The 11441-nt window shown below is 66.3% G+C and carries 15 protein-coding genes; 13 read left to right on the forward strand and 2 right to left on the reverse strand.

Annotated elements, in window-relative coordinates; genetic code table 11:
• Together JHC57_RS17950 and JHC57_RS17955 are read right to left on the reverse strand one after the other, a co-directional pair.
• On the reverse strand, positions 1-770 hold a 770-nt coding region (locus tag JHC57_RS17950; RefSeq protein WP_294031733.1), incomplete at its 3' end, for an FAD-binding protein.
• Entirely contained in the window at positions 763-1686 is a 924-nt protein-coding gene (locus tag JHC57_RS17955) for an ABC transporter ATP-binding protein (protein WP_294031735.1), read from the reverse strand. The genes JHC57_RS17955 and JHC57_RS17950, both read right to left, overlap by 8 nt.
• A gap of 101 nt (positions 1687-1787) precedes the next feature.
• Between JHC57_RS17955 and JHC57_RS17960 the strand changes: the two genes are divergently transcribed.
• The 13 genes from JHC57_RS17960 to JHC57_RS18020 all read left to right on the forward strand — a co-directional run.
• On the forward strand, positions 1788-2348 hold the full coding sequence (locus tag JHC57_RS17960; RefSeq protein WP_294031737.1) for a DUF4402 domain-containing protein: 561 nt from the start codon (positions 1788-1790) through the stop codon (positions 2346-2348).
• Positions 2349-2484: 136 nt separating this feature from the next.
• On the forward strand, positions 2485-2682 hold the full coding sequence (locus JHC57_RS17965) for a zinc-finger domain-containing protein (protein ID WP_062185790.1): 198 nt from the start codon (positions 2485-2487) through the stop codon (positions 2680-2682).
• Positions 2683-2833: 151 nt separating this feature from the next.
• Entirely contained in the window at positions 2834-3334 is a 501-nt protein-coding gene (locus JHC57_RS17970) for a DUF4402 domain-containing protein (RefSeq protein ID WP_294031739.1), read from the forward strand.
• 39 nt (positions 3335-3373) lie between these two features.
• Positions 3374-4816, forward strand: a complete 1443-nt coding sequence (gene tldD / locus JHC57_RS17975) for a metalloprotease TldD (RefSeq protein WP_294031740.1) — start codon at positions 3374-3376, stop codon at positions 4814-4816.
• Positions 4817-5032: 216 nt separating this feature from the next.
• The gene (locus JHC57_RS17980) at positions 5033-6253 is read left to right on the forward strand and encodes a hypothetical protein (RefSeq protein WP_294031742.1); all 1221 of its coding nucleotides are present in this window, start codon (positions 5033-5035) and stop codon (positions 6251-6253) included.
• 82 nt (positions 6254-6335) lie between these two features.
• Entirely contained in the window at positions 6336-6737 is a 402-nt protein-coding gene (locus JHC57_RS17985; protein ID WP_294031744.1) for a hypothetical protein, read from the forward strand.
• A gap of 120 nt (positions 6738-6857) precedes the next feature.
• Complete coding sequence (locus JHC57_RS17990) at positions 6858-7427, forward strand: DUF924 family protein (RefSeq protein WP_294031746.1); 570 nt, start codon at positions 6858-6860, stop codon at positions 7425-7427.
• Between the two features lie 28 nt (positions 7428-7455).
• Entirely contained in the window at positions 7456-8019 is a 564-nt protein-coding gene (locus JHC57_RS17995) for a pyridoxamine 5'-phosphate oxidase family protein (protein ID WP_294031747.1), read from the forward strand.
• Positions 8019-8249, forward strand: coding sequence for a DUF2007 domain-containing protein (locus JHC57_RS18000; protein ID WP_294031749.1), 231 nt, complete (start codon positions 8019-8021; stop codon positions 8247-8249). The genes JHC57_RS17995 and JHC57_RS18000 overlap by 1 nt, the downstream gene beginning before the upstream one ends.
• Before the next feature lie 15 nt (positions 8250-8264).
• The gene (locus tag JHC57_RS18005; RefSeq protein WP_294031750.1) at positions 8265-8963 is read left to right on the forward strand and encodes an endonuclease/exonuclease/phosphatase family protein; all 699 of its coding nucleotides are present in this window, start codon (positions 8265-8267) and stop codon (positions 8961-8963) included.
• Positions 8964-9159: 196 nt separating this feature from the next.
• Positions 9160-9498, forward strand: coding sequence for a P-II family nitrogen regulator (locus JHC57_RS18010; protein ID WP_033074080.1), 339 nt, complete (start codon positions 9160-9162; stop codon positions 9496-9498).
• A 17-nt stretch (positions 9499-9515) separates the two neighbouring features.
• A complete protein-coding gene (locus tag JHC57_RS18015) occupies positions 9516-10874 on the forward strand; it encodes an ammonium transporter (protein ID WP_294031753.1) in 1359 nt (452 codons plus the stop codon).
• A 242-nt stretch (positions 10875-11116) separates the two neighbouring features.
• Positions 11117-11441: TonB-dependent receptor plug domain-containing protein (locus JHC57_RS18020; protein WP_294031755.1), on the forward strand; the 325-nt coding region annotated here is incomplete at its 3' end.

Consider the following 11441-nt stretch of genomic DNA (forward strand, 5'->3'; position numbering starts at 1 on the left):
CGCACCGCCTCGGTGATCAGGAAATTCTTGACGTCGAGATTGTAGAGGCATGTCGGGTGGAACTGCATCATCTCCATGTTCGAGACGCGGCAGCCGGCGCGCCACGCCATCGCGATGCCGTCGCCGGTCGCGCCCCTCGGCGCCGTCGAGAACTGGTAGACGCGCCCCGCGCCGCCGCTCGCAAGGATCGTCGCGCGACCGACATGCGCGCGCACCTTGCCGCTCTTCTCGTCGAGCGCATAGACGCCCCAGACGCGTCCCGATCCCGAATAGCGCTCCTCGTGCCGCCCGGTGATCAGGTCGATGCACGCCTGCCCGGGCAACAAAGTGATGTTCGGGTGCGCCTCGGCGGTCTTCAGGAGCGCCGCCTGAACCGCCCAGCCGGTCGCATCGTCGACGTGGACGATGCGGCGGTGCGAATGGCCGCCCTCGCGCGTCAGGTGCAGCGCTTGCGCCTCCTTGTTGAAGGGCACGCCCATCTCGACGAGCCGCTCGATCGCGTGCGGCGCATTCTCGACGACGAACTCCACCGTCTCGCGCCGGTTGAGCCCGGCGCCCGCGACCATTGTATCCTCGATATGATTCTCGAAGGTGTCGCCCGCATCGAGCACCGCGGCGATCCCGCCCTGCGCCCACGCTGTCGATCCGCCGGTAAGTTCGCCCTTCGCAAGCACGAGCACGCGGCAATGATCGGCGAGCGCGATAGCGGCGGTCAGCCCGGCCGCGCCCGAGCCGACGATGATGACGTCGTGGGCGACCGGCTCAGCCATTCGCCGCGCGCGTCAAATTCAGGAACACATCTTCCAGATCGGCCTCGCGGGTCGACACGTCTACGATGCCGTGGCCCATCGCATTCACCGCCGCGAGCACCTCGCCGGCGTTCATCCGGTCCTTGTTATAGCTGATCGCCAGCCCGCGCTCGCCCTCGCGCTCGACCTTCTCGAACGCCGGGTGCGTCGGCAATACCGTGACGTCGGCGTCGAGCGTCACGACGACGATCTTCTCGCGCGCCATGTCGACCAGTTCGCGCGTCGGCTTGTTCGCGATCAGCTTGCCATGGTTGATGATCGCGATCCGGTCGCAAAGCTCCTCGGCTTCTTCCAGATAATGTGTCGTCAGCACCACGGTGACGCCGCGATCGTTCAGGGACTGCACATATTCCCAAAGCTGCTGGCGCAGTTCGATATCGACCCCCGCGGTCGGCTCGTCGAGCACGATGATCGGCGGCGAATGCACCATCGCCTTCGCCACGAGCAGCCGGCGTTTCATGCCGCCCGACAGGGTGCGCGCATAGGCGTCGCGCTTGTCGCCGAGATGCACGGCGGCGAGCAGCTCGTCCGAAATCCGTTTGTCCTTCGGCACGCCGTAGAGCCCAGCCTGATTCTCGAGCGTCTCATACGGCGTGAAGAAAGGATCGAAGACGATCTCCTGCGGCACGATGCCGATCGAATATTTGGCGTTCCGGGGGTCGGCGTCGATATCGAAGCCCCAGATGCTCGCCGATCCGCCGGTCTTGTTAACCAGCCCGGCGAGGATATTGATCAATGTCGACTTGCCCGCGCCGTTCGGCCCGAGCAGCCCGAAGATCGTCCCTCGCGGCACATCGAAACTGACATTGTCGAGCGCCTGCTTGCCACCGGCATAGAGTTTGGAGACGGCGTCGATGCGGATGGCGGCTTCACTCATGGCGCCTCCATAGCCGCGCACCAAGGCATGCGAAAGCCCGCTAATTTTTCGTGAGAGCGGCATTAACGCTAAATTGGAAACTCGCCGCTAGAACCGGGCTGGTGAGGACCAGCCACATCTCCTGCCCGCTGCCGATGCAGCGCGGCCCAGCCGCCTTTGCGCTCCTGATCGCATCCGTCGCCGCTTTGCCGGCAACGGCGCAAGGCAGTACGCAGGCCCAGGCCGAAGCGATCGTGCTTCGCCCGCTTTCCTTCTTCAAGGTCAACGATCTCGATTTCGGCGACATCATCCCGTCGGCGAGCGCGGGGACGGTGACGATCGAACCCGACGGGTCGCGCCGCCGTACCGGAGGCGTCACGCTCGCCGGCAATGGCGGCGAGCCCGCGCGTTTCGCGGGGCTCGGCAGCTTCAACCGCCAGGTCAATATTTCGCTCGGATCGAACATGATCTGGATCACCGGTCCGGGGGTACGCATGCGCGTGCGCGATTTCCAGATCGGCAGCACGCCGACCGCGGTCCTGTCGACCGCGCCGACGCGCTTTCGCATCACCTCGACGCTCGGCAACTACAACTTCCCGGTCGGCGGCACGCTTGAAGTCGGCGCGAACCAGGCTCCGGGCGATTACAGCGGCACGTTCACGATCACATTGAACTATCTCTAGGGCTTCCTGTGGGGGGAAGACGGCACCGGGGGACCACGTGCGCCCGGGCGGGCGCTCGCGCCGGTGCCGTCACGGCCCCTCCTTCGTGCGCAGACCCGATTGCCGAGCCTTCGCGGCCTTGCTATGGGCGCGGTCGATGACCCAGCCCGCACCCGAAACGATCCGCACGCCCAAGACCCGCATCGCCTGCGACGGCACCGGCGACGGCCTCGCCAATGCGGCGCTCGGCCACCCGCGCGTTTGGCTCGAAATCGACACCGACGAGGGATTCGCCGACTGCGGCTATTGCGACCGGCGGTTCATTCTCATCGGCGGGATCGCCGACAAGGGCTGAACGAGGGCAGCAGGTAAACGCCGCCTTTACCAACCCCATGCATCGATAATTGAAGTCCGTCCGGCACAAGATGTGCCAGACAGGAGCAGAATCTGTGGGGATTCGAGGGACCAGACACTGTCGGGGAGCTGCTCGCACCCTGACCGTCGCCGTGGCGGCGGCGATCGCGGCGCTGTGCGCTCCCGCCGCGCAGGCGGCCGACATGAACGGCATCGCCAATGCCGCGGTCGTTCGCCCGAACACGCTGATCAAGACCGACGATCTCGATTTCGGAACGCTTATCAGCGGCACCACGGGCGGCACCGCCACGATCAACCCCGTCACCGATGCGCGCACGACCAGCGGCGGCGTGACCCCGGTGGGCACCGCGGCCCGGCGCGCGGTATTCCAGGGTACCGGCGGTATCCTGCTGATCACCGTTTCGGGCAGCACCTCGGTCACCCTCACCCGCGCCGGTGGCGGCGCGCCGACGATGACCGCGAGCCTTGTCCGCGCCGCGAGCACGAGCGGCGGCGGCATCGCGCTGCTCGGCGGCACGCTGCTGCCGAGCGGGGTGCAGACCTATTATATCGGCGGCACGCTCACCGTCCCCGCGAACCAGCCCGCGGGCGACTATAGCGGCACCTTCACGCTCACCGTCAATTATCTCTGACCGCTGGCGTCGGGGAACGCGCGTGCCTATATCGGCTCAATGACAAGCCCGACCGACCCCCGCCGTTTCCTCTACCGCGCCGATGCGCTCGACCCCGATCTCGCGCAGAAGCTCGCGCGCGAAGCGCTCGCCAAGGCCGACGACGGCGAGCTTTACCTGCAGTATCGCGCGACCGAGAGCTTCGGCTTCGACGACGGCCGCCTCAAGACCGCCGACTATTCGACCGACGCGGGCTTCGGCCTCCGCGCCGTGTCTGGCGAGATGACGGGCTTCGCGCACGCAAGCGACGTCAGCGCCGGCGCGATCCGCCGCGCCGCCGAGACGCTTGCCTTGCTCGACCCCGCAAAGCAGGCCCCCGCCGGCCCGCCGCCGCGCACCAACCGCCATCTCTATGACGAAGCGAACCCGCTCGACCTCATCCCCTTCGCGAAGAAGGTCGAGCTCTGCCAAAAGGTCGACGCCGCCGCGCGGGCGCGCGATCCGCGCGTCGTACAGGTGTCGGTCGCGCTTGCGGGCAGCTGGTCGGTGGTCGAGATCGTCCGCGCCGACGGTTTCCTCGCGACCGACATCCGCCCGCTCGTCCGCCTCAACGTCTCGATCGTCGTCGAGGAGAACGGGCGCCGCGAAAGCGGCTATTTCGGCCTCGGCGGCCGTTACATGTACGATCATCTGTTCGAGGACGCGCAGTGGAACCGCGCGATCGACGAGGCGCTGAACCAGGCGCTCGTCAATTTGCGCGCGGTCGACGCCCCCGCGGGCGAGTTCACCGTTCTGCTCGGCCCCGGCTGGCCCGGTGTACTGCTGCACGAGGCGGTGGGCCACGGGCTCGAGGGCGATTTCAACCGCAAGGGCACAAGCGCCTTCTCGGGCCGCATCGGCGAACGCGTCGCGGCGCCGGGCGTCACGGTGGTCGACGACGGCGCGATGGAAAGCCCGGTCGGTGGCGGCCGCCGCGGCTCGCTCTCGATCGACGACGAGGGCACCCCCACGGGCGAAACGATCCTGATCGAGGACGGCATTCTGAAGGGCTATATGCAGGACCGCCTCAACGCGCGGCTGATGGGCGTCGAGCCCACCGGCAACGGGCGGCGCGAGAGTTTCGCGCACGCGCCGATGCCGCGGATGACCAACACCTTCATGAAGGGTGGCAACGACGATCCCGCCGAGCTTCTGTCGCGCGTCAGGAACGGCATTTTCGCCAAAAGCTTCGGCGGCGGCCAGGTCGATATCGTATCCGGCAAGTTCGTCTTTTCCTGCACCGAGGCGTACAAGATCGAGAATGGCAAGCTGGGCGATTCGATCAAGGGCGCAACCTTGATCGGCGACGGCCCGAGCGTGCTCACCAAGGTCACCGGCATCGGCAACGACATGGCGATCGACGAAGGCATCGGCATCTGCGGCAAGGCGGGACAGAGCGTCCCCGCCGGCGTCGGCCAGCCGACCCTGCTGGTCAGCGGGCTGACGGTGGGCGGCACGGCGTAAGGCTGTCCCCCTCCTTCGTCATGCCGGACTTGATCCGGCATCCGTGACTCCGCCCGTTGCTCCGGCCTCCGGATCAGGTCGGGGTGACGATGATGGTCTGGCCCTGTGATCGCCCTCACTTGGCGTCAGCCCCTCGCGCGCATATAGAAATCACAAACAGAAGAAGAATCGGGTCGCATCATCCGTGGGGGGATCCCCTGCAACAGGGAGGATAGCATGCGTTCGAGTCTGCGTTTCGTTTCCGTGGCGGCCGTCGCCGCGACACTCGCCGCCGTTCCCGGTTCGGCGCAAAAGACCACCGGCCCCAGGGAACGCTATGAAATGGACGTCGCGACGATGTCCGGCTTCGCCGCGATGGCGGGCGGCGGCAAAGGCGGCCTCGGCGGCGCGATGGGGATGATGTTCGGCGGCGATCCGTCGAGCAAGGTCGCGCACCAGCTTCTCCTTCGCCTCGGCTCGAACGACGCGGCCACCGCACCGCCGCCGAAGGGCGACCATTTCTTTCAGCCGCAGGCAAAAATGGGCAAGTCGGTCCCGCTCTATTGGGAAGAGGGCAAGGAAGAGACCGGAACGACACCGTTCGAGCGCCCGAAGGGCCGGCTATTGCTCTATTGGGGCTGCGGCGCGAAGGCGGGGCCCGGCCAGCCGGTGGCGATCGACTTCGCGAAGGTCGCGGCAGGCCAGATGCCGCCGAACCTCTTTTCGAGCGCGGTGCCCGTAATCCGCGAAGTCAGCAAGGCGAACAGCCGCTCCTATATCGACTGGCCCAACAAGAAGGGCGGCCGGCAACCCGGATCGGGCTCGTCGCTGCTCGGCGCGCACCGCGTCGCGAGCAATATCGGCGCCGACATCAATTTCACGCTCGCACAGGATTATATGCAGGGGCTCAGCGCCTCGACCGCGATCCAGGGCGACCAGTCGGTGATGGTGCGCTGGAACCCGGTGCCCGGTGCGACGGGCTATGTCGCCTGGACGATCGGCGGCATGGGCAATGGCAGCGGCAAGAACGACATGGGCGATATCGTCTGGTGGACGAGCAGCGCCTCGAAGGAATTCGGCGGCGGCCTGTGGGACTGGCTGCCCCCGTCGGTCGTCGCGAACCTGATCGCGAAGAAGATCGTGATGCCGCCCAGCCAGACGAGCTGCCAGATCCCCGCCGAGGTCAAGAAGGCCTCGGGGGAGATGCTGATGGGCAATCTGAACGCTTTCGGGCCCGAGGCCAATTTCTCTTACCCGCCCAAGCCCGCGGGCAATGCGGTGTGGAATATCGACTGGACCGCGAAGGTCCGTTTCCGCTCGCACACGATGCTGCTGATCGGCGCCGATTTCGGCGGCATGGCGGGAGGGTCGACCGGCGGCAGCACCCCGGCCGAGCCCGCGAAAAAGAAGAAGTGCAAGGGTCCGCTCGGTATCCCGCTCCCCGACGGGGCGTGCTGAAGCGACGGTGAGTCAGCCCCCGTTAACGCGCGGTGGCGTAGGAAGGTCGCGGGTAGGGTATGATGAAGACAGGAGTCGAACCATGCGTCACCTGATACCGACGCTCCTTGCCGCCGCCGCCGTGGCGGCAGCACCCGCCGCGATCGCGCGCGAAAAGCTCGAGCCCGAAGCCCGGCTGGCCAAGCTGCTCGAAGGCCGTGTCGCGGGCGAACCGCAGAAATGCATCCCGCTATCGACCTCGCGAAGCTCGCAGATCATCGACAAGACGGCGATCGTGTACAAGATCGGCAGCACCTATTGGGTCAACCGGCCCAAGGGCGGTGCCGAATCGCTCGACGACGACGATATTCTCGTCCTCAAGACGTCGGGAAGCCAGCTTTGCAGCATCGACACCCTCGAACTGCGCGACCGCACGAGCCATATGTACAGCGGCTTCGTGTCGCTCGGCGAATTCGTTCCCTATCGCCGCGCCAAGGCGGATTGAGCAGCCAGTTCCGAATCCTATATATCGTCATCCCGGCGAAGGCCGGGATTTCGCCGTTGCGGCTTGACGCGATGGCGAGATCCCCGCCTTCGCCGGGATCTCGCAAAGGGAACCGCTATCTTGGCTGAAGACATGATCTCCCCTCCCCCCGCCGACTGGGCCCGGCAACTCCTCGCCTTCTGGTTCGACGACCATGGCATGGACGACTGGTACGGCGGCGGGCCCGACTTCGACGAAGCCGTGCGCGATCTCGCGGGCGAGTGGCACGAAGCGCTCCGCTCGCAACCCGCCGAAACCTTCCTCACCGATCCAGATACCGCGCTCGCGGCGACGATCCTTTTCGATCAGGTCCCGCGCAACATCCACCGCGGTCACGCCGACGCCTTCGCGACCGACAGCCTCGCCCGCGCGATCGCGCGCGGCATCGTCGCGCGCGGCTGGCACGAGAGCTGGCCCGACGAGCGGCGCCAGTTCGCCTGCCTGCCCTTCCAGCACAGCGAGAATATCGGCGATCAGCGCGAATCGCTCCGCCTGTTCGCGGCGTTCGACGATCCGATGTTCCAGGATTATGCGCGGAAGCATTTCGACGTCGTCGACCGCTTCGGCCGCTTCCCGCACCGCAACGAAGCCCTCGGCCGCGCGACGCGCGCCGACGAGGAAGCCGCGATAGAAGAGGGCAGGAATTGGTGATAGGGCGGGCGCGAGACGGAGAGCAGCCATGGCCGAATTCACCGATACGCTGACCGACAAGCATATCGCCTTCATCGAAAGGCAGCCGGTCTATTTCACCGCGACCGCCGCCGCCGATGCACGCATCAACCTGTCGCCGAAGGGCTATGCCGACAGCTTCCGCATCCTTTCCGAAAGCCGGGTCGCCTACCTCGATCTCGGCGGGTCGGGGAACGAAACCCACGCGCATCTCGCCGCCGACGGGCGGATCACGATCATGTTCTGCGCCTTCGATCGCACCGCCCTGATCCTGCGCATCTACGGCCGGGGGCGTCCGGTGCTGCCGCAGGACGCCGAATGGGAGGCGCTCGCCGCCAACTTCACCCTCATCCCGGGCACGCGCCAGATTTTCGTGATCGACGTCGAAAGCGTGCAGACGAGCTGCGGCTGGGGCGTTCCGATGATGGAATTGCAGCATGAACGCGACACGCTGCGGAAATATCACCGCCAGGCCGACCGCGACCTGTGGGTCGAAAAATTCAGGGGCCGCACGAAAAGCATCGATGGCCTGCCGACGCGCCCGACCGACCGCTTCATCGCGGGCGATGCCTGATGCCGCTCGTCGAACTCGTCCGCCTTCCCAACGGCGCCGAAGCCGAATTGCTGCGCGGCCGGCTCGAAAGCGCCGGCGTCCATGCGGTCTGCTTCGATGCGGGCATGAACATCGCCGAAAGCGTCGGACTCCTCATCCCGGTGCGCGTGATGGTGCTCGACGAGGATATCGATGAAGCGCAAGCGTTGATGGCCGAGTTCGAGGGCGGCGGGAACGGAAACGCGGCCTGAGCGCTTGAAAATCACATGATCAAGGTCGCCAGTTACAATATGCGCAAGGGCATCGGGCTCGACCGCCGCCGCGACCCCGGCCGCGTGCTGTCGGTGCTCGGCGAGCTCGACGCCGACATCGTCGCACTGCAGGAGGCCGACCGCCGCTTCGGCACGCGCGCGAGCGCGATCCCGCCGCGCATGTTCGAAGAGCATAGCGACTATGTCCCCGTCGACCTTTTGAGCGGCCGCCCCTATGCGATCGGCTGGCACGGCAACGCGCTGCTCGTGCGCAAGGGGATCGAGGTCGAGGAAAGCCACGCGCTCCACCTGCCGACGCTCGAACCCCGGGGCGCCGTCGCGGCGACGCTTCGTATCGGCGACACGCGGCTCCGCGCCGTCGGCATGCACCTCGACATTTCGGGGCTGCGCCGCCGCCAGCAGGCGCGCGCAATCCTGCACCATGTCGCCGAGGGCGAGGAATTGCCGACGATCCTGATGGGCGACTGCAACGAATGGCGCGCGACGGGCGGCTGCCTTTCCGATTTCGGCGTGCACCACCGGCTCGTCGATACCGGCCACAGCTTCCACAGCCGCCGCCCCGTCGCGAAGCTCGACCGCATCTTCGCCTCGCCCGACCTCGAAGCGGTCGACGCGGGCGTCCACCGCAGCGCGCTCGCTTCGCGCGCGTCGGACCATCTGCCGATCTGGGCGCGCTTCAGGGCGGCCGACTAGAAAGCGGGCGCGCAAAGGCAAGGCGAGGTCTGTTGCCCAAAATTTAGGCAACACCGTGCCTCGCCTGCCCACCGAACGCACGATCCGGTGCGTCGGCGACTCCCGAACCGTCACAAAATGTTAACTTTCGCCCCGCCGGCGCAATCTGGCACGCCCGTTGCAGTGCAACATGGTGCCATTAGCAAAAGGGGGCGTCATGAAGCTGATCCTGGCCATCATCAAACCATTCAAGCTCGACGAGGTGCGCGAGGCGCTCACCGGTCTCGGCATCGCCGGCATGACCGTGACGGAAGTGAAGGGCTTCGGCCGGCAAAAGGGGCAGACCGAAATCTACCGCGGCGCCGAATATGCGACCAACATGGTGCCGAAGGTGAAGATCGAACTCGTCTGCGACGACGCGCTCGCCGCAAGGGTCGTCGAAACACTCCAGCAAAGCGCCGGCACCGGTTCGATCGGCGACGGCAAGATTTTCGTCCTCGACGTCGGTCAGGCCGTGCGCATCCGCACGGGCGAAACCGGCGAGGCGGCTCTGTAATGATAAAGGGGGAAGCAATGAAGTTCGCAAACAAGATTGCGGCGGGCGCCGGGGCCGCGGGCCTCGCGCTGTTCGCCGCGCTGCCCGCATGGGCGCAGGAAGCCGCCGCCGCACCCGCGCCGGTTGTCGACAAGGGCGACACGGCGTGGATGATGACCTCGACCGTACTCGTCCTGCTGATGATCCTGCCGGGTCTCGCGCTCTTCTACGGCGGCCTTACCCGCACGAAGAACATGCTGTCGACGATGACGCAGATCGGCGCCGCCGCGTGCCTCGCGATGATCATCTGGGTCGTTTACGGCTACGGCCTCGCCTTCGGGCCCGAAGGCAATGCCTTCATCGCGTGGGGCAAGTTCTTCCTCGCGGGCGTGACCCCCGACAGCCTCGCCGACACGTTCAGCGACGGCTTCAAGCTGCCCGAATATGTGTTCATCAGCTTCCAGATGACCTTTGCCGCGATCACCCTCGCGCTGGTTCTCGGATCGGTCGTTGAGCGCATAAAATTCTCGGCGGTGATGGTGTTCGGCGCGATCTGGCTGACGATCGTCTATTTCCCGATCGCGCACATGGTGTGGGCGGCAGGCGGCTTCCTGTTCGAAGGCGGCATGTTCGGCAGCGCTCTGCCCGCCGCGCTCGACTTCGCAGGCGGTACCGTCGTACACATCAACGCGGGTGTCTCGGCGCTCGTCGCCGCGCTGATCCTCGGAAAGCGCATCGGTTATCAGAAGGAAATCATGGCGCCGCACTCGCTGACCCTCACGATGGTCGGCACCGGCATGCTCTGGGTAGGCTGGTTCGGCTTCAACGCCGGATCGGCGCTCGAGGCCAATGGCTCGGCCGCGCTCGCGATGATCAACACCTTCGTCGCTACCGCCTCGGCGGGCCTGTTCTGGATGCTTGCGGAAAAGCTTGCGGGCCACAAGCCATCGGCGCTCGGCTTCTGCTCGGGCATCATCGCCGGCCTCGTCGCGGTCACCCCGGCGGCAGGCAATTCGGGACCGTTCGGCGCCATCGTCCTCGGCGCGGTCGCTTCGCTGATCGCCTTCTACGCGGTGACGGTGCTCAAGCCGAAGCTCGGCTATGACGACTCGCTCGACGCTTTCGGCATTCACGGCATCGGCGGGATTGTCGGCGCGATCGGCACCGGTATCGTCTATGCGCCCGGCCTCGGCGGCCCCGGTGGCGAAGACTTTGCGATGGGCCCGCAGGTCGCGACACAGATCGTTGCGGTCCTCGTCGCCATCGCCTGGGCAGCGGCCGGCACGGTGATCGCCATCTATGCCGCCAAGCTGCTCACCGGCCTGCGCGTCTCCGAAGAGGTCGAACGCGAAGGCCTCGACCTCGGCGAACATGGGGAACGCGCCTATAACTACTGACGAGACAGGATACCCGTCGCCGCACGCTCTCTCTCCTTTCAAACGGCGGCGGCGGGGTCCTCACCAGGTTCCTCCTGCGAACCACTCGGCCGGGACTGACGTCCCGGCCTTTTTTTACTGTGGCCGCAATGCAACAGCCGCCGCGATATTTTCGACGCGGGCCGTTTCGTGCAACTTTCGCAGCGGGTGCGCACTCCTCTGCCAGACCGGTCAAAGAGCCGGCTTTCAGGAGGAGAAAAAGGATGTCTGCACGTTCCCACATGCTGGGCGGCTTGTCGCTGCTCGCGCTCGCCACCGCCGCCCCCGCGCGGGCGCAGGAGGCGCCCGCCGACGAAAGTTACGACGGCAACGCAATCATCGTCACCGCAACGAAGCGCGACGCCAGCCTTCAGGACGTTCCCTTTTCCATCAACGCCCAGACCGAAGCGGCGATCGAGCGCGCCAATGCCGGCACGATCGAGGATCTCTCGCGCAACGTCGCGGGCCTCACGGTCCAGAATCTCGGTCCCGGGCAGAGCCAGGTGTCGGTGCGCGGCGTGTCGGCGGGCCAGATCGCGCGCGACCAGC

Origin of the sequence: Sphingopyxis sp., assembly GCF_016463645.1 — a bacterium.
In the GTDB taxonomy this organism is placed as follows: Bacteria; Pseudomonadota; Alphaproteobacteria; order Sphingomonadales; family Sphingomonadaceae; genus Sphingopyxis.

Bases quoted from the DNA above. Each gene is read 5' to 3' on its own strand.
- JHC57_RS18000 (WP_294031749.1), top strand. From the start codon at position 8,019: ATGCCGCTCGTCGAACTCGTCCGCCTTCCCAACGGCGCCGAAGCCGAA.
- JHC57_RS18010 (WP_033074080.1), top strand. From the start codon at position 9,160: ATGAAGCTGATCCTGGCCATCATCAAACCATTCAAGCTCGACGAGGTG.
- JHC57_RS17980 (WP_294031742.1), top strand. From the start codon at position 5,033: ATGCGTTCGAGTCTGCGTTTCGTTTCCGTGGCGGCCGTCGCCGCGACA.
- JHC57_RS17965 (WP_062185790.1), top strand. From the start codon at position 2,485: ATGACCCAGCCCGCACCCGAAACGATCCGCACGCCCAAGACCCGCATC.
- JHC57_RS18005 (WP_294031750.1), top strand. From the start codon at position 8,265: ATGATCAAGGTCGCCAGTTACAATATGCGCAAGGGCATCGGGCTCGAC.
- JHC57_RS17995 (WP_294031747.1), top strand. From the start codon at position 7,456: ATGGCCGAATTCACCGATACGCTGACCGACAAGCATATCGCCTTCATC.
- JHC57_RS17955 (WP_294031735.1), bottom strand. From the start codon at position 1,686: ATGAGTGAAGCCGCCATCCGCATCGACGCCGTCTCCAAACTCTATGCC.
- JHC57_RS17985 (WP_294031744.1), top strand. From the start codon at position 6,336: ATGCGTCACCTGATACCGACGCTCCTTGCCGCCGCCGCCGTGGCGGCA.
- JHC57_RS18015 (WP_294031753.1), top strand. From the start codon at position 9,516: ATGAAGTTCGCAAACAAGATTGCGGCGGGCGCCGGGGCCGCGGGCCTC.
- tldD (WP_294031740.1), top strand. From the start codon at position 3,374: ATGACAAGCCCGACCGACCCCCGCCGTTTCCTCTACCGCGCCGATGCG.